This window comes from Cupriavidus basilensis, from assembly GCF_008801925.2.
Lineage (GTDB): Bacteria > Pseudomonadota > Gammaproteobacteria > Burkholderiales > Burkholderiaceae > Cupriavidus > Cupriavidus basilensis.
Map to the genome: position 1 here is coordinate 168,801 of NZ_CP062805.1, position 17,974 is coordinate 186,774.

Annotated in this window: 15 protein-coding genes; 9 read left to right on the top strand and 6 right to left on the bottom strand. The window is 61.0% G+C overall.

Annotated elements, in window-relative coordinates:
* The first annotated feature begins 1 nt into the window (after position 1).
* Positions 2–379, top strand: coding sequence for a cupin domain-containing protein (locus F7R26_RS36350; RefSeq protein ID WP_058697564.1), 378 nt, complete (start codon positions 2–4; stop codon positions 377–379).
* Between the two features lie 92 nt (positions 380–471).
* Here F7R26_RS36350 and F7R26_RS36355 read toward each other — a convergent pair whose 3' ends face one another.
* The gene (locus tag F7R26_RS36355; protein ID WP_058697565.1) at positions 472–1,545 is read right to left on the bottom strand and encodes a zinc-binding dehydrogenase; all 1,074 of its coding nucleotides are present in this window, start codon (positions 1,543–1,545) and stop codon (positions 472–474) included.
* A gap of 799 nt (positions 1,546–2,344) precedes the next feature.
* On the opposite strand from F7R26_RS36355, the gene F7R26_RS36360 reads away from it, so the two are divergent.
* Positions 2,345–3,793 carry a catalase gene (locus tag F7R26_RS36360; RefSeq protein WP_058697566.1) on the top strand — a complete coding sequence of 483 codons (1,449 nt, stop codon included), beginning with the start codon at positions 2,345–2,347 and terminating at the stop codon, positions 3,791–3,793.
* 74 nt (positions 3,794–3,867) lie between these two features.
* Positions 3,868–4,374 carry an ankyrin repeat domain-containing protein gene (locus tag F7R26_RS36365; protein WP_058697674.1) on the top strand — a complete coding sequence of 169 codons (507 nt, stop codon included), beginning with the start codon at positions 3,868–3,870 and terminating at the stop codon, positions 4,372–4,374.
* A 367-nt stretch (positions 4,375–4,741) separates the two neighbouring features.
* On the opposite strand, the gene F7R26_RS36370 is transcribed toward F7R26_RS36365, so the two are convergent.
* The 4 genes from F7R26_RS36370 to F7R26_RS36385 all read right to left on the bottom strand — a co-directional run bounded on the left by F7R26_RS36370 (position 4,742) and on the right by F7R26_RS36385 (position 9,114).
* Positions 4,742–5,728, bottom strand: coding sequence for an LLM class flavin-dependent oxidoreductase (locus tag F7R26_RS36370; protein ID WP_058697567.1), 987 nt, complete (start codon positions 5,726–5,728; stop codon positions 4,742–4,744).
* Positions 5,729–5,824: 96 nt separating this feature from the next.
* A complete protein-coding gene (locus F7R26_RS36375; protein ID WP_058697568.1) occupies positions 5,825–6,958 on the bottom strand; it encodes an alkene reductase in 1,134 nt (377 codons plus the stop codon).
* A gap of 50 nt (positions 6,959–7,008) precedes the next feature.
* The gene (locus F7R26_RS36380) at positions 7,009–8,031 is read right to left on the bottom strand and encodes an LLM class oxidoreductase (RefSeq protein ID WP_058697569.1); all 1,023 of its coding nucleotides are present in this window, start codon (positions 8,029–8,031) and stop codon (positions 7,009–7,011) included.
* 153 nt (positions 8,032–8,184) lie between these two features.
* Positions 8,185–9,114: a LysR family transcriptional regulator gene (locus F7R26_RS36385; protein WP_058697570.1), complete on the bottom strand. Its 930-nt coding sequence runs from the start codon at positions 9,112–9,114 to the stop codon at positions 8,185–8,187.
* 200 nt (positions 9,115–9,314) lie between these two features.
* Between F7R26_RS36385 and F7R26_RS36390 the strand changes: the two genes are divergently transcribed.
* The 6 genes from F7R26_RS36390 to F7R26_RS36415 all read left to right on the top strand — a co-directional run bounded on the left by F7R26_RS36390 (position 9,315) and on the right by F7R26_RS36415 (position 15,086).
* Entirely contained in the window at positions 9,315–10,292 is a 978-nt protein-coding gene (locus tag F7R26_RS36390; RefSeq protein WP_058697571.1) for an LLM class oxidoreductase, read from the top strand.
* A 12-nt stretch (positions 10,293–10,304) separates the two neighbouring features.
* Positions 10,305–11,237 carry a nuclear transport factor 2 family protein gene (locus F7R26_RS36395; RefSeq protein WP_081050243.1) on the top strand — a complete coding sequence of 311 codons (933 nt, stop codon included), beginning with the start codon at positions 10,305–10,307 and terminating at the stop codon, positions 11,235–11,237.
* A 147-nt stretch (positions 11,238–11,384) separates the two neighbouring features.
* Complete coding sequence (locus F7R26_RS36400) at positions 11,385–12,329, top strand: TIGR03571 family LLM class oxidoreductase (protein WP_058697573.1); 945 nt, start codon at positions 11,385–11,387, stop codon at positions 12,327–12,329.
* A gap of 596 nt (positions 12,330–12,925) precedes the next feature.
* Entirely contained in the window at positions 12,926–14,023 is a 1,098-nt protein-coding gene (locus F7R26_RS36405) for an alkene reductase (protein WP_058697574.1), read from the top strand.
* 77 nt (positions 14,024–14,100) lie between these two features.
* On the top strand, positions 14,101–14,328 hold the full coding sequence (locus F7R26_RS36410) for a hypothetical protein (RefSeq protein WP_143010701.1): 228 nt from the start codon (positions 14,101–14,103) through the stop codon (positions 14,326–14,328).
* A gap of 71 nt (positions 14,329–14,399) precedes the next feature.
* Entirely contained in the window at positions 14,400–15,086 is a 687-nt protein-coding gene (locus tag F7R26_RS36415) for a gamma-glutamylcyclotransferase (protein WP_058697575.1), read from the top strand.
* Positions 15,087–15,654: 568 nt separating this feature from the next.
* Here F7R26_RS36415 and F7R26_RS36420 read toward each other — a convergent pair.
* A complete protein-coding gene (locus tag F7R26_RS36420; protein ID WP_058697576.1) occupies positions 15,655–17,616 on the bottom strand; it encodes a sigma-54-dependent Fis family transcriptional regulator in 1,962 nt (653 codons plus the stop codon).
* Positions 17,617–17,974: the final 358 nt, after the last annotated feature.

A 17,974-nucleotide genomic window follows, 5' to 3' on the forward strand; every position in this document is an offset into this window, starting at 1 on the left:
TATGAACATGCCAATCAAATCAGTGGACACCAACAGAGTGCCCTGGGAGTTCCTTGAAATTCCTGAGTTAGGCGCAAAGCTGCCGGTCAAGACCTGCCATGTCGACGATGAAACCGGCGTCTCCATTTCCAAGATCTGCTACAAGGCAGGCTTCATTAATCGGTCTCACTGGCACAATTGCTCTCATGGTATCTACGTTCTGGACGGGATCCTGAAGACGCATGCCGGAGAGTTCGGCCCGGGGAGCTTTGTGTGGTTCCAGGAGGGCACCACCATGTTCCATGGAGCGACCGAGGACAATGACGTGACGTTCCTGTTCATTACCAACAAGGCTTTCGATATCCACTACGAACATATCGAAGGCGCCAGAGCCGGGTAGTTCAGCATAGTAGTGCTTCTCGCCAATGAGAAACCCGCCAGCCGGCGGGTTTCTCATTCTTGCGTGGCACTTGCTGGAAGGGGCCTTGCCCGTCAGGGCTTCAGTGCTAGTTTCACGACTCCATCGCGCTGATGACCGAATAGTTCGTATGCCGCAACGACGTCATCGAGCGAGTAGGTGTGCGTGACGAGATGATCGAGCTTGATACGCTGACTCGATACCACATTCAGCAGCCGCCGCATGCGTTCCTTGCCGCCTGGGCAGGTGGAAGTCACAATGCGTTTGTTCGCAAGGCCGGCCCCGAACCCGTCGAGCGGGATGGGGATGCTCTTGGAATAGATGCCGACGCTTGAGATCGTTCCGCCCGGGCGTGTCACGTTGACGCAGGTAGCGATCGTCTCATCCCTGCCCAGGCATTCGAGCGCGACATCCGCGCCCACGCCTTGCGTAAGCTTCATCACTTCCTCGACGACATCGCACTTCGTTGGATTGAGCAGGACATCTGCACCCATTGTCTTGGCCTTCTGCAGGCGGTCCTCGACCGGATCGACTGCGATGATCAGGCCGGCGCCCATCAGCCGCGCACCGCTTGTCGCGCACAGTCCGATAGGCCCTTGCGCCACCACGACCACAACGTCGCCGATCTTGACACCGGCAGATTCGGCAGCGGAAAAGCCGGTACTGACGATATCCGGCACCAGTAGCACGTCCTCGTCGGTGAGGTTGTCGGGGATCACGGTCAGGTTGGCTTGCGCGTCCGGTACAACAAAGTATTCCGCCTGGCAGCCATCGAGGTAGTTGCCGATCTTCCAGCCCCCCGCGACTTTCCAGCCGCTGGCGGAATTGCTGCCGCACTGGGAATGGAACCCCATCAGGCATGACGAGCACTGGCCACACGGGGTGACCGCCGCGCACAGCACGCGCTGGCCCTCATGATAGCCCTTCACTTGCGAGCCGAGTTTCTCGATGATTCCGATCGGCTCGTGCCCCAGCGTCAGGCCCTTCTCGACGGGATACTCGCCTTTCAGGATATGGATGTCGGTACCACAAATGGTTGTAGTGGTAATGCGGATCAGCGCATCGGTCGGACCGACGTCGGGAATGGGTTTGTCCTCCAGTGCGATACGGCCAGGCTCTACGAACACAGTTGCTTTCATGGTTGCCATGCGGGTCTCCTGTTGGCGGGGCATTCTGATCGCACTACGGGCCAGGGCAGCCCGTCGTACGATCGGCGTCTCCAGCGGCAATCAGCATGCCTCTGAGTCAATGACGCTTGATAGTTATCGATCGACCACTTATCGAGCGAGCGCCAACCATCCTGGTTCCTGGTTCGTTCTTGCCAGCAATGGTTTCAGGTGGGGAATGATCATGGTGCTGTCCGGGCAGGTCCCGTTCAGCGGCTCTCGCCAATGCAAGATGGTGATCGATGGATAAATTGTAGAATGCGCTTTCGAGGCAGGGTAGCTCTGTGGGCTAGTGGTTTACCCCTTTGGGTCGGCGTAATCATGGCGTTGGTACCTACAGTACTTCGACGATCTTAGGGGGCTGCACCGTGCCACCGATCATGCGGATGCACTCCAGGATTGAAAACTGGAGCCGTGCAATACATGTCGTCGGCTACTACAGTTTGTCCACAACGAATACACCGAGATCGTGACAACACGGAGAGCTCAAAAGCTATGCGCGGACGCTCCTCGTCCGTATCGCATCTTTTATCTCGTGCCATCAACATTGATACCGCGCTCGATGGAGTTGGACTATTCTAGTCACGGCCGCTCATACATTGCTATCAGCGCTTCGGGCGGTATCACTGTACCGTTAGCGTCTAACGTACTGATTTTCAGGCGGAGGAGTTCTTGTGGCTGCGGTTCGACTAAATAGGGAGCACTCTGCCCGCATTCAGCACGCCCACAAACATCCGGCGCGAGCCAATGAGGTCGCGCCATGCACCAAAGGAACCCCAACATGAAGAAGCTCACGACCGCATTTGGCGCTCCTGTCGCCGACAATCAAAATATCCAGACTGCCGGTGCGCGCGGACCTGCACTGCTACAGGATGTCTGGCTCTTGGAGAAACTGGCGCACTTCGACCGCGAGGTCATCCCCGAGCGCCGCATGCACGCAAAAGGCTCCGGCGCCTACGGCACATTCACGGTTACGAAAGACATCGCCAAGTACACGCGTGCCGACCTGTTCTCGGAAATCGGCAAGAAGACGGAAGTGTTTGTGCGCTTCTCGTCAGTGGCCGGCGAGCGTGGTGCGGCCGATGCCGAGCGGGACATCCGCGGCTTTGCGATCAAGTTCTACACGGAAGAAGGCAACTGGGACCTGGTGGGCAACAACACGCCAGTGTTCTTCCTCCGCGATCCGCTCAAGTTCCCCGATCTGAACCACGCCGTGAAGCGCGACCCGCGTACCGGCTTGCGAAGCGCCGAGAACAACTGGGACTTCTGGACCAGCCTGCCCGAAGCGCTGCACCAGATCACCATTGTCATGAGCGACCGCGGCATCCCGCGCAGTTGGCGTCATATGCACGTCTTCGGCAGCCACACGTACAGCTTCATTAGTCAGGACATGCAGCGCTACTGGGTAAAGTTTCACTTCGTGACCCAGCAGGGCATCCAGAACCTGACCGACGCCGAGGCTGCCGAAGTCACGGGGCAGGATCGCGAGTATCACCAGCGTGACCTGTACGAAGCCATCGACCGTGGCGATTTCCCGCGCTGGAAGCTCTGCGTGCAGATCATGCCCGAGGCCGATGCCAGCAAGGTGCCGTACAACCCATTCGACTTGACCAAGATCTGGCCGAAGAAGGACTATCCGCTGATCGAAGTTGGCATGCTGGAGCTCAATCGCAATCCGGACAACCACTTCGCCGAAGTCGAGCAAGCATCGTTTGCACCGTCGACAATTGTTCCTGGCATCGGCTTCTCTCCGGACAAGATGCTGCAGGGCCGTCTGTTCTCGTATGGCGACGCCGCGCGCTATCGTCTGGGTGTCAACCACCATCTGATCCCGGTGAATTCGCCGAAGGCCGCGAAGTATGTCAACAGCTATCACCGGGATGGCCGGATGCGCACGGACAACAACCAGGGTGGCACCATCGCGTATGAGCCAAATACGAAGGGCGAGTGGGCTGACCAGCCCGACTTCCTCGAGCCGCCGCTGACGCTGGAAGGCGCGGCCGACCACTGGAACCATCGCGCGGACGACGACTACTTCTCTCAGCCGGGGGCGCTGTTCCGCCTGATGTCGCCAGCGCAGCAGCAGTCACTGTTCGACAACACGTCTCGTTCGATCAAGGGTGTATCGAAGCACATTCAGCAACGCCACATCGACCACTGCACGGCCGCCGACCCGGCCTACGGTGCCGGCGTAGCTGCGGCGATTGAACGTATCGAAAGCCAAAGGTAAGAACGGCCCTGCGTCTGACCTGTACAGCTCTCTCCCGCCTTGCGGGGGAGAGAACAAGGATAATGACCCAAGCTATATCAGACTGGAAACGGAACATGACGCCTGAGGAAGAGGCTCGCGTGGTCGCCGCGCTGGCCGAGGTTTTCAACCTGGTGCGCCAAGGGGATGCGGGTTCGCTTGCTGCCCTGATTGCGCGCGGCTTGTCGCCGGACCTGCGCAACGAGAAGGGCGACAGCCTTGTGATGCTGGCCGCCTACCACGGACAGGTGGACACCCTGCGCACTTTGCTTGATGCCGGAGCCTCGCCTGACATGTGTAACGCGGCTGGCCAGACACCAATTGCCGGAGCGGCCTACAAGGGCTTCAAGGACGTAATTGAAGTACTGCTGGCGTATGGCGCCGACGTCGAAGGCGCGTCGCCAGACGGCCGCACTGCGCTAATGGTCGCCGCGATGTTCGACAGGACTGAAATCGTAGATCTACTAGTCTCAAGCGGCGCCAACCTCGGCGCGCGCGACAATTGGGGCATGACCGCCGCCGATGCAGCCGCCTTCATGGGAGGCCGGCACCGCGGTCATTGATACGCTGGCCGCGTCGCCTCTTAGCGATGCCGCTGAACGTGAGCCAATTTACCCCAATACCGACGCTAAAGTGGTATTGACGATTCGAGAGTTCGAGCAGTCTCTGATTCAGGAGATCGGAAAATTTACCGTCATGCCACCCACCGAGGTCTACAGGGGGACAATGGCGGGTAGCCACGCTACAGGTTCCCTTTACAAGTCACCCTCTGACGCCTTGTGTGCATTGTGCAGTCTCTGCGAAGGAAGTGCGGGACGATCCAATCCGATGGGTTTGCGCTGTTCCCTCTCCGCTACTGGCATCCGCTCTTTGCAGCTTGGCAAGTTGCAAAGCGTCAGGTCCTACGCGGCTGAGGAGGTCGCCCATGGACTAGCGGCTGAGGAGGTCGCCCATGGACTCCGCGGCATACTGGTGCGAGCGCATCCGCGCCTGCGGGTCGTAGATGCGGCAGTCGATCATCAGCTCGTCGGCACCGGTCTGGTCAACGATCTTCTCAATCCACGCGCCGACGGTCGGCTTGTCGCCGGCCACGGTGCAGGCCATGACCTGGTCCAGGACTTCGCGCTCGTGATCGGGCAAGCGCCGCACGTAGTCCTCCACGGGCTTGGGCAACAGGCCAAGGCGCCCCATGTGCAGGTTCAGCATCCATTGTTGGTGCGAACTCGCCAGGTACTCCGCTTCCTCGTTTGTCTCAGCCGCGAATATATTCACGCCGACCATGACGTACGGCGTGGCGAGTTGCTGCGAGGGCCGGAAGTTGTTGCGGTAGTGGGTGATCGCCTGGTGCAGGTAACGCGGCGCGAAGTGCGAAGCAAATGCATAGGGCAGGCCGAGCTTTGCCGCAAGATCGGCACCGTACATGCTGGAGCCGAGAATCCAGAGCGGTACGTCATGCCGTTCCGGAACCGCGCGCACCGGCTGCTTGCCGTTGTCGGCCAGATAGTCCATCAACTCGACGACATCCTGCGCAAAGTCGCGTTCCCTGGCGCCGCGTCGCAACGCCTGAACCGTCGGGCCGCCGCTGCCTGGCGCGCGTCCGAGGCCAAGATCGATTCGACCTGGATATAGCGCTTCCAGGGTGCCGAACTGCTCGGCGACAACCAGCGGTGCATGGTTGGGCAGCATGACGCCACCGGACCCGACACGGATGGACGACGTGGCCGAGGCGATATCGCTGATGATCAGCGAGGTGGCGGCCGAGCCAATGCCTGGCATATTGTGATGCTCCGCGACCCAGTAGCGACGGAAGCCATGCTGCTCGACATGCCGGGCCAGCTGGCGCGACTCATCCACGGCCTCGGCAAGACTCTTGTCTTGTCCGATCATTACCAGATCCAGGACGGACAGGGCGGTCATAGGAACTCCATTGAGAGGTTGCAAGGGGCAGGGCAGCGGCCCACGCCCCTGGTTTTGGTGAGCAAGTCTGAGGCGGCGCTATGCCTTGTCCGCCTGTCATGCCTGGCGGTGGCTGGCCTGTCTTTCATGGGTCGGCTCGTTTGCCGGTGCTCTGGCCGGATCGTAAGCCGGGTAGTCGATGTACCCACGGGCGCCGCCACCATAGAAGGCCTCACGCCCGGCTTCCGCCAATGGCCAATCGTTGCGCAAGCGCTCCACCAGGTCCGGATTCGAGATAAACGGCCGGCCGAACACAATCACATCGGCCTGCCCTGCGTCCAGGGCCTCTCGGGCGCTTTCCGAATTGAAACCGCCTGCCAGCATTAGCGTGCCCTGGTAGGCCTTGCGGAAAGCCTGCTGGAATGCGGGCGATTCGAGGTGACTCGCGTGCATGTAAGCCAGGCTGCGGCGGGACAATGCCTCGGCCAAAGCGAGCCAGGTCGCTTCCTCTTCTTCGAACGCATGCAGGTCGTTAAGCCGGGCCTGCGGCGACACGCGCACGCCCACGCGCGCATTGCCAATCTCACCGGCGACCGCATCGACGGTCTCCAGCAGGAGGCGCAGCCGGTTGTCGATGGACGCGCCCCCATATTGGTCGGTGCGGGTGTTCAGGCCGGCATTGATGAACTGCTCGAACAGGAACCCGTTACCCGCATGGATTTCGACGCCGTCAAAGCCAGCGGCCATGGCGTTGCGTGCGGCGTTGCGAAAGTCCTCGATCACGCCGCGGATGCCGGCCAGGTCCAGGGCCGCCGGCGCGCTGACCTGCACCTGGGCCGGCTGACCGTTGGTGTCGTAGGCGAGTACCTGGGTATCGGCTGCCGTTACCGCCACCGAAGAGACCGGTGCATTGCCGTCCGCTTGTAGCGAAACATGCGAGACCCGCCCGACATGCCAGAGCTGGATGAAGATCCGGCCGCCGGCGCGATGCACTGCGTCGGTGGTGCGCTGCCATCCTGCGATTTGCTGGGGCGTGTGGATCCCTGGCGTGTACAGGTAGCCGCGGCCCTGAGCCGAGACCTGGGCGCTTTCGGTGATGATCAGGCCGGCGCTGGCACGCTGGGCGTAATACGTGGCCATATCCGTCGGCGGGACGGTGTCGACTGCCCGGGCGCGTGTCATCGGCGCCATGACGACGCGATTTGGCAACTGCAGGCCGGCAAGGTCATAAGGATCGAAGAGGGATGTCATGGCAAGGGCTCCGGGTAGCAGGTGCGAGTATTGGCGTGCGTGCTGCCGGTTCACGGATGCGAAGGGAAGTGTGGCAACACGTACTCCGCCAGTTCGTCCAGGATCTCGCCATAGGGCTGGCGGCTGACCTTCGGATTGAGGGCAACGTGGGAAATGCCGGCTGCCTGAGCCAGTTCCAGATAGTCACGCAGCCCGTTGCGTCCGGCGCGGAAACCGCCAGGGAAGCGCTGGAACGGCACATCCGGGTCTTCGGCCAGGTCGAGGTAGCCTCCCAGCCCCAAAGGCTTGAAGGCTTGCTCACCCGCCGCAGCGTGCACGTGCTTGCGCCACTCTTCGCCGAGCTGTGCCAGCCCGTACGGAGCGGGCGCTCCTCCCAGGAATCCGTCCAGGTTATGCGCCAGCCATTCCATGCTTTGCTGTGCCTGGCCCACGGCGATGGCGGGAACTCGCCCGAACGGCGCCTTGGGAACCAGGTCGAGGGCGCCAGGCGATCCTCCGAAGCGTGCAGACTGAAAGCTCGGAAAGCTTTCTTCAGACAGCGTCCGGAAGACGCCATAGGCGTCGCGATAGCGCTCGCCGCGGCTCTCGTAGTCGATGCCGAACATCGGGTAATCGCTATAGCGGTCGCCTGAGGACAGCCCGAGCACCAGCCTGCCACCACTGAGTTGGTCCAGCGACGTCGCCTGCTTGGCCAGGTTCATCGGCTCGCGCGTTGGAAGCACGATGCCAGTGGTACCCAGGGCAATTCGTTCGGTCGCAGCAGCCAGGTACGAGATGTAGACCATTGGCTCGAAAATCTGTGCCACATCGCCGTAATTCGGATCGAAGAAGGGTACGTCGCGCATCCAAAGTGCGCCGAAACCCAGCTGCTCGGCGCGCTGGGCCATCTGCACGTGGCCGCGCATGGTCGGCGCGGGCCGTCCCGGATGGGTTTCGAGCGGGAGGATCAGCCCGATGGTCAGGGCACCTGGCTGGAACAGGCGCTGGAAGCCCGGATGCTGTTGCAGGGCCGGGTGCGGGCTCGGCAGCTCGGCAGGCAACGCCTTTGGGGTGGCAGAGGCTGGGACAGTCATGGCAGAGGACCACTGGGGATTGGGATGTCGTAAGTCTCATTGAATCCCGTGTGGAGATAAACCGCTTTGCGAGACCGGCACTCGGTCCTCATGGGCCCCAATCCCACCCCCCAACACTCTCCTGCAGCCCGCTGTTCAGCAAAGTGGCGCGAGTCAGGTATTGGCCTGTGTACCAGGCTCCCATGGCACACCAGCTTCCCACCGTGCCACCAGCAGGTCGATGAACGCCCGGATGCGCGGCGACAGGTGGCGCTTGCTGGGATAAACGACCCGGATGGGGTCAGGCGTTGTGCGATACGCGCCAAGCACTTCCACCAGCGTGCCCGCGCGAACGTCGGCGCCCGTGAGATAGGACGGCAGGCAGACCAGGCCGAAGCCAGCCAGCGCCGCTTCGCGCATCGCCTCCGAACTGTCGATGCTCAGGCGTCCCGGGCCATCAAACAGATAGTGGCCTTCAGGCGTGTCAAAGCGCCACGGACGTGGCCGCTCCGCGCTCTGGAAGACAATGGTGTCGTGACCGGCCAGGTCCTGCGGAACTTGTGGCACCCCACGCCGGGCTAGATACTCCGGTGAGGCGCACGTGAGGAACTGCTGCTCGGCAATCGTGCGAGTGAGGATCTGCGAGTCATCCTTCGGGATGCCGATACGGATGGCAATGTCGAAGCCTTCTTCGATGAGGTCCACGAAGCGGTCGGTGAACGAGATATCCGCACGCAGCTCGGGCCACTGCTTCAGGTAGGCATCAAGGACCGGCAGGATGTGGCGCTGTCCGAAGGACAAGGGTGCCGTCAGCTTGAGGGTGCCGGTTGGCCTGCCGCGGCGCAGTGCCATGGTGGCATCCACCTCCTCGAGGTCTTCCAGGATCTGGCGCCAGCGTTCATATACCACCAGGCCCTCGTCAGTCAGGCTCAGCTTGCGCGTGGTGCGGTTGAGCAGGCGCACGCCCAGTCGCCCCTCCAGGCGCACGATGCTCTTGCCAATGGCTGAACGGGTGAGGCTGAGCGAATCGGCGGCGGCGGTAAAGCTGCCAGCCTTTACTGCCGCCACGAACGCGGCGATGTCGCCGAATCGGTTGGGCTCCATGGTGTTGTGTCCTCACACCCACAGCGGGGCATCAGCGTTCCCTGACACGGGAATCCAAATCCCCAATCATCGCCTTATCCTTGCTACCTGTCCACAAGGCAGAGCAATGCGGGCTAATGCGGCGGGCCGAGTTGCTACCAAGGCATTGGGTCAACGCAGACCTCGGAGCGTGCCGCTCGCCGTTTAGCGGAGTCATCACTATGAATAACCCTTCAATCGGTCCAGTGCCTGCGGAATTGCAGGCCCACCCCGGATACCGCCGGGTCTTCCAGCCTGGCCGGCTGACGTTTGGCTTCATCATGCCCCTGGAGGGCTATCCATCGTCGCCGTTCCCCACTCTGCAAGACCATCAGCGCCTGGCCACGATGGCTGACGAGGCGGGATTTTCTGCGCTATGGATGCGCGATGTTCCCTTCTACGACCCCAACTTCGGGGATACCGGGCAGATGCTGGACCCGATGGTGTATCTGGGCTTTCTCGCTGCTCACACCAAAAAGATCGCGCTGGGCACAGCCGGCATCATCCTGACGCTGCGCGACCCGCTCATCGTCGCCAAACAAGCCGCATCCGCTGATCAGCTGCTGCAAGGCCGCTTGCTGCTGGGGCTTTCAACTGGTGACCGCGCCATCGAATATCCGGCGTTCGGGGCGGACTACGAGAGCCGCGGGGACCGCTTCCGCGAAGCCTTCGGTCTGATCAAGACGGTTACGGAGCAGTCCTTTCCGCGCGCGGCCACTAGCTACTACGGCACCTTCCGCGGCGAGATCGATCTGATTCCGAAGCCGGTGGGTGGGCGCATGCCCATGCTGGTGATCGGCCGGGCCCGCCAGGATCTCGGCTGGATCGCCAGGCACAGCGATGGCTGGATCTGGCACCTGAGCGACCTCGACCGGATGCCGCAGCTATTGGAAAGCTGGCGGGCCAGCCATGAGGAGGGGTGGCTGCGGCCATACGGCTATGCCGCGTTCTTCGACCTGTCCGAGAACCCCAACGCCCCGTTGCAGTACGTCGGCAACGGCATCCGCGCCGGCCGCAACGCTTTGATCGCCCTGTGGCGAAGGCAGCAGGCTCAGGGCGTCAGCCACGTCGCGCTTAACCTCAAGCCCTTGCGCCGGCCCGCGGCAGAGGTGCTGGAGGAACTGGCGGAATTTGTCCTGCCCCACTTCCGGGCCGACTGAATGGAGAAATCAATGTCGTCCACTGTTACACGTCATCAACTTCTGGATCTGCTTGCTGCCTTCTGCGATACGTGGGCCGGAAGACCGTCGATGCCTGCGGAAGATCTGCTGGCCGATGCAGTCGAGCTGTTCAGCAGCCACCGTGGCCATTTCCGGGGAGCCCATGATGTCCTTGGGGCGCTGGCCAGCGACTTCCCAGGCCTGGAGGCCGTGCATATCGCCGCGACCAATCGTGTTCCTCGGGCATATGGGAGCGAGAGCATGGTCAGCGCCTATTTTCATGGCGAGGCGCGGCAATCTGCCGGCAACGCTGAAGCGGTAGCGTTCGGCGGCGTGGTGATCCTGTCTTTCGAGAGCCAGGGAAGCCGTGCGCGCATACGCGAAATCAGGATCCAGCTCCATTGGGTCCATGGCGAGTCGGCCAGGCTGACGGGCTGGCAGCTGCCGCCGACCGACAGGGCATGGCAGCCCGGCGATCCGCCTGCCGTCGTCGTCAGCGAGCTGGATGCACCGTGGCATCGAATCCCGGTGTCGGAATTGGCCACCAGCAACGAGGAGGCGGCCGCCGAGGCTTGGTTCCGCTATGCCTGGGCCCTGGATCAAGCCGATTTCGTGTTGTTCGGTCAATGCTTCAGCGAGGATGCCGAGGCTGAACTGACGCCCATGGGACATCTGAAAGGGCGCCGCGAGTTGATGGCAACGCTCAAGGCGTTCCGCCTGCCGTGGCCGTGGATGCAGCATTATGGTGAGCCGCTGCAGGTCGAGATCCAGTCCGACGGGAGCAGCGCGGCGCTCCTGTTGGGACGCGTTATGCCCGGGCGGACGACAACGCCGGAGAACAAACCGCTCTACGGCGCGCACTATCGCATACAGCTGATCAAGGACGATGGCGAGACATGGCGGATTGGCCAGATGGCATACGTGCCGGGCTGGTTCAGCGTCTGATTTGGACACGTGCAACGGCGGGAGCGCCTCGCGTACAGATATTGTCCAGGTGCGCGAATCACACCTATGCTTCACCGAGTCTCCGGTTGTCGAGCGTAGCGCCAAAATCGGGGGCACCGAAAGCCACGTCACGATCGGGAACGAGCCATGGACCTACTCAATCACGCTTATGAGCGCACCCTTGCCGCCGGGCAATTGACCGTAGGCTTGATGACCCCGCTCGGGCGCAAGCCCGGTGAGATGGCCGACATCGAGTCTGAGCTGCGCCTGGCCGCACGCGCCGACGCCCTCCAGTTCGCTGCGCTTTGGGCCCGCGACGTACCTCTGATGATCCCGCAAGGATCCACCATGGAAGCCGCGGCGCTGGATGACCCGTTCGTGTGGTTGTCATTCCTTGCCGGGGTAACCCGTTCGATTGCACTCGGTACGGCCGCAGCGGTGCTTCCACTGCGACACCCGATCCACCTGGCGAAGTCCGCCCTGTCGCTGGACCGGCTGTCGCAGGGCCGCTTTATCCTGGGCTTAGGCTCCGGTGACAGGGAGGCCGAATTTGCGGCGTTTGGCCTCGACCCTGAACAAAGGGCAGAAGCGTTCCGGACGCGATGGGCGATCGTCAGGGCGGCGCTGTCGCCTTCGCAGGCCGATCGTGCCGCCTTGCTGAGCGCCACCGATGGCTACGATCTTGCTGTGCCGCCGGCTGCTCGCGTGCCGATGATGGCGGTGGGTTCAGCCCGGCAAACCTTGCAATGGATCGCAGCCCATGCAGACGCATGGGCCACGTACCACAGAGAGGAAGTTCGCCAGCAGGGGCGCATTGGCCTCTGGCAATCCGCGCTACGAGAACGGTCCCCTGGTATGCCAAAGCCGTTCGTTCAGTCCATACACCTGGACCTGGTCGACGACCCTTCGACCGAGGCAGTACCTATCGAACTGGGCCTGCGAACTGGCCGCTGGGCATTGATCGATTATCTGAAGCGACTGGAGGCCAATGGTGTCGCCCACGCCATGCTGCATCTCGCCCCCGGTCCGCGGCCTCTTTTGGGCGTTGTGGAAGAACTTGGTATGGCTGTTCTTCCGGCTTTGCGCCAGTGAATTGTTTCTGCCGGTCCGACTTTACCAGGCCTTCTTCACACCAGGCGATCCTCATCACTCGATTGCCGATGAGGATTCCCCAGTCGGTCATGTGCGTGCCTTTCGTCAGGCAGCCTTGCGGTTTCGCTCTTCGCTTCAGCGTATCGGCAACGATTCACAGCGGCGCCTCGATCAGGTCTAAACACCCCACCAAGTTCAAACACGAATGCTTGGACGCGCCTGCCAAGTGGAACCTGGTGCGCGCTAAACGGTGTGGAAGGGTCATAGTTCCGGAACGCAAACCAGCTGCCGATTAGGGATCCATTGTCCCGTATTCCGGGACACCATCCCTCTATATCACCAACATCAGATCCCTGACACTGCAGTCATTCAACAGCGGGGTTGGTGGGCAGCATTGAATAGCTGACTACCGCACCATCAACCGACGCACCGAGATGTCGTCCGGCCCAGGCAAGGCGGCATAAGGAGCGGAAGCCAGCCGAGTATGGCTACCCGTTGCACCACGCTCGCCTTTATCGAGGCGTTTCGTTTTCAGGCAGCGAACAGGGTATTCCTTTCGCGCCGAACACCCCGTGTCTTTTCAGGAGAAAGCGCACATGCCAAACCTATTTGATTCCTACCAACTCGGCGCGATCCCGCTCGCCAACCGTGTCGTGATGGCGCCGCTGACCCGCTCCAGAGCGGATGCAAACGATGTCCCTTCCGCATTGATGGAGCAGTACTACGTTCAGCGCGCCGGTGCAGGGCTGTTGATCTCCGAAGCGATCAATGTGACCCGCAACTCCCAGTCCTTCGAGGGATCGCCTGGCCTGTACAGCCCGGAGCAGACCGAAGCGTGGCGGCGCATCGTGGAAAGCCTGCATCTGGCGGGCGGGCGCATCGTAGCGCAACTTTGGCACACCGGTCGAGCGAGCTCTTTCGCGATCCTGAACGGGAATGCGCCGGTTTCTCCCTCGGCTGTCAACGATGACCTGCACCAGCTTCATGTCTGGGGAAAACTGCAGAACGGCGTATACACCAGGATCCATGCCACCCCATCGCGCGCAATGAGTACGCAGGAGGTGAAGGCCGCCATTCAGGAATATCGGTATGCTGCCGCCAATGCGCGCACTGCCGGCTTCGATGGTGTCGAAGTCCATGCGGCCAACGGCTATCTGCCACATCAGTTCTTGTCCGCAACGACCAACCAACGGGACGACGAATACGGAGGCTCCGTCGAAAATCGTGCCCGCTTCTTGCGCGAGATTATCGAGCAGGTTTCGCGAGTGATGCCGATAGATCGGATCGGGGTGAGAATCTCCCCATTCGCGGCATACAACAATGTGCGTGACCTCGATCCAGTGGGCACGTACCAATATGTCGCAGCCATGCTTCAGGATCTTGGCGTGGCTTACGTTCACATCGCGGATACCAATGGCTGGTTCGACCGTCCAGACTTGCCCAATATCCTCGAGATCGTGCGGCCAGCGTACTCCGGCTCGCTGATTGTCAACGGCGGTATCAGTCCGGAAAAGGCAAAGCAACTGGTGAGCGAAGGCACGACAGACCTGGTTGCATTCGGCCGTGCGTTCATCGCCAACCCGGACCTGGTGTCGCGACTGAAGCACGACATTCCGCTTGCACAATCCAGCCCGGAAGACTGGTATGGCGGTTCCGCCAAAGGCTACACCGACTACCCGGCGCATGCTGCCTGATGCAATGATCCTCCGTTCAACAGGAAAGGAGGAACACCTCATCGACCTGGTACCGGGAGCAATCGAGATTAATGATCATGAATTTTAGCAACCTGAAGAAATTTTCAAAGACCGCTGTTCTCGCTGTAGTTGGCGCACTCGCAATTGCCAATTTTAGTGTTGTGGTTTTAGAGCGCATTGAAGTGGCCGCCGTCGGCAGTCTGCCATCCATGAATTCAACGACAATGATTGCCGGAATGGACCGAACAGGGCCTTCGGAGCCGCCAAAGAGAACAGGCGAACACGAGCGCAATCGAGTGGCGTAACGGTTAATACTTGCCTCCTTCGTCTGCATTGAATGGCGTGATTCAGTGCAGACTTGGGCAGGAATCCAATCATGCTGACAAGAGAGCTGATTAGCACAGGTGCTTACCTGGAATCGTTTCAGGATCTGCCGGAGCAATTCCGCTGGTCCCGGGAGCGCATCGAAACCTCAATGCGCGAAACCCTGGCGCGACGTCCGCAACCTGAGGAACCGGTCTGGGTGTTCGCATACGGCTCGCTGATCTGGAATCCACTATTCCACTTTGCCGAGAAGCAACGGGCGACGCTGCATGGCTGGCACCGTAGCTTCTGCATTCGCCTCGTCACGGCACGCGGAACCAGCACGCACCCTGGTCGCATGCTGGGGCTCGAGCTGGCCGGAGAGTCGGTTGGTGTGGCGTTCAGGCTGAGAGAGGATGAATTGGTTCACGAACTCATGATGGTGTGGGTGCGAGAAATGGTGGGCGGTGTTTATCAGCCGACGTGGGGGGAGGTCAAGCTGGCCGATGGCAAGACCGTGAGCGCTATCACGTTTGTCGCCGATACGGCGCACGCCTTGTACGAGGATGATTCGTCGATCGCGACAACCGCTCCGATGATTGCGACCGCAAATGGGCATCTTGGAAGCAATCGCGACTATTTGCTGCAGCTCGACGAATCCCTAGTTGAGCACGACATTTCCGACGACTACGTTAAAAGTCTTGCCGAGGCGGTTCGTGTACACCGGACTTCGGGCGGTTCCTCTTCACCGAAAAGCTAACCAGGGCATGGTCACCGGCATTGGCTTGGCAAGCCAGAGGACATCCGTGCGATAGTCTGCCGATTAAGCCAGTTTGTCATACGCACGCATTACGGAAGTGCGTATGTGGACGCCTCCCGGGTTGCAAGCGGCTTGACATGGTGGTCAGCGGATCCGAACGTGAGGCTGGTGTTTCAGATCGAGCCCTGTGCAATCCATGGTGGTGATGCACCAGCGCCTTGATTGCCGGCATTCATGATCAAGTTCCGTGCCGTCGTCGCTTGAGACGGTGCTTGCAGGTATTCCCGGGGAAATTGGGTCTAATTGCTGTGTTGAAGCAGGCTTGCACCCTGTCCGGGCGAGATGCGCCGGACAAATCCGACCGATCGATGAGACCCCGCTGTCCTTCGAATGTCTTCCGTGACAGGCGAGCCTGCGTGAGAGAGCCGAACAGCTTTAAGGGAAAGGGGTGCACGCCGCAATCACGCGAAGATGTGCCGCGCGAGTTGGCTTGGCGAGGGGAAAGGAAGATGCGTCTCAACGGTCTGCAAGCCTGACCTTGGGGTGATATGGACGCATGCAGTACGAATTAATCGTCCTGGCCCGACGTGTACTGACCCGGATCGATATTGAGCTCGGCGAATTTTCGGTAGAGCGTGGAACGTGCGATGCCGAGCGCCTTGGCAGCGTAGTTGGCCTTCCGGTACTTGCGCAGCATCCCGATGATCAGTTGACGCTCATAATCCTGCATGGAAGACAGGTTGTCCGTTGGTGGCGGTTTCGGGCCGGCTTCTAGCCTCTCGGTTTGCTGAGGTGGTTGCGTGACTTCAGGCGGCAGGCAGGAAATATCGATGGGCCCTTCAGAACACAGCAGCGCCGCCTCGATGACATTGCGCACCTCGCGGGCGTTGCCTGGCCAAGTGTAGCGTTCGAGTGCCGCGCGGGCTTCTGGCGTGATGTCGACGGCAGCGATCCTGTGCTTCTCGCGCATGGCGCCGACAAACTGTTCGATCAAAGGGGGGATATCGCAAGGGCGCGCCCTCAGTGGCTTGACGGTCTTCTGCACGATCTTCAGGCGAAAGTAGAGGTCCTGGCGGAATTGTCCCTCGGCGACCAACTGCTCCAGATTCCGGTGGGTAGCCGCGATGATCCGACACTGTGCGCGCTGCGATTCGCACGAACCGACCCGTTGGTACGAGCCATCTTCCAATACCCGAAGCAGGCCGGCCTGCATTGCCAGCGGCAGTTCGCCGACCTCATCAAGAAACAGGGTGCCACCCCTCGCTGATTCGAAGTATCCGGCGCGGCCGCGTGGATCGGCGCCGGAAAACGCGCCTCTCACGTAGCCAAAAAACGTACTTTCCATCAACTCCGCGCTGATGGCGCCGCAATTGACTGGCAGATAGGGCTCATTGGAGCGGTGACTGCACGCGTGCAGATGTCTCGCCAGCAATTCCTTGCCGGTGCCGGTTTCGCCAATGATCAGCACATTGACGTCCGTCGTTGCCACGCGCTGGAGTTCGTCCAGCATGCGCCGGGTTTCCGGGTCGCGGGTCAGGAACTGGCCGAACCGCCTGACGGGATCCGCATCGCTTTGCGGAAAGGGCGCGCGTTCGGAAGTAGGCAAGCGGATTTGCGGCTCGCTGGCCAGCAGGATAATCGCGCCAATTCTCTCGCCGGATTCAGGCGAAGAAACGTCGATCGTTTGCCTGACCGGCGTGACCTGCAGCGATCCCGCCCCCCAGGCTGCGACGATCTTGCTGCAGCGATCGGTTGGCGAGTGAGCAACCACGCGTCCGACGTGATCCAGCGCTAACATTTCGTCGTGAGGGTAGCGGCGCGCCGTTTCGCCGAACGCTGAGATCAGCCGGCTACGCTCCAGTTCCCTGTACATGACCATGCGCGCTTGAATCGAGTTGGCCATCGACACAGTCAATGCCAATGCCTGGTCGCGGAAGGCGGATTCTTCAATAGTGAAGTCAACGACACCAAGGACGGTGCGCCCGTCAATGTCGAATATCGGCGCCGCGGCGCACGACCACGAATGCCAGCCTTCGCAAAAATGTTCCGTGGCAAAGACATGGACTGGCTGCCCCGTGGCAAGCGCGGTGCCCATTCCGTTCGTGCCTGCGGAAGCCTCGTTCCATTTGGAGCCCTCCACAATGCCCGAGCGAGTGGCAGCCTGTTCGCGGATCCTGGGAGCGCCCGTGATATGCAGGACACATCCCGTGGCTTCAGTAAGGATGATCAGGCCGGGAATCTCATCGAGAAAATGCCCTACATCCTGGATGACTGGCACAGAGGCGTTCAGCAGGCGCTGGCCCGACTGGAGACGCTGCCGGAACTCTTCCTCGTTGAGTCGCTGGGCTACCGTTAACGCAACGTCGACGCCGAGCGTGGTGCAGCGTTGCCATTCGTTGAGCAGAAACTGCTGGTAGGGCGGCCGCCGGTCGCTGATATCGATCAGCCCTGCATTGAAGCGTTCCCACAGGCTTCGCACGCCACGGGCATCTTTGTCGAAGCCGAAGTAGGGGCTTTGGTTTGAAGTCACCGCTTGTCTCCTTCTGGCTGCACAGTCTGAAGTGCGAGACCAGTTACCGGGCCTTTCCAGGCAGCCTTTTCTTTATCTTTAGATCATTACACAACTCCGTTTGGGAAGAAAGGGGGACGATTCGCCAGGCTTTGTCGCAGCCGGGTGAAGCTGCGGGCAAACTCGTGTGCACCACCACATCGTCCAGCGAGTACTTGTGCGTGACGAGGCAAGGAAGCCAGATGCGCTGGCTGAAAACGACATTGCGCATTCGGCACATGCGCTCCTAGCCGCCCGGGCACGACGACCGGGCCAGCGCCTTGCTTCGGCTCCATGACGTCGCGCACCACATTGCGTTTCGTCGGATCCAGCACGAAAT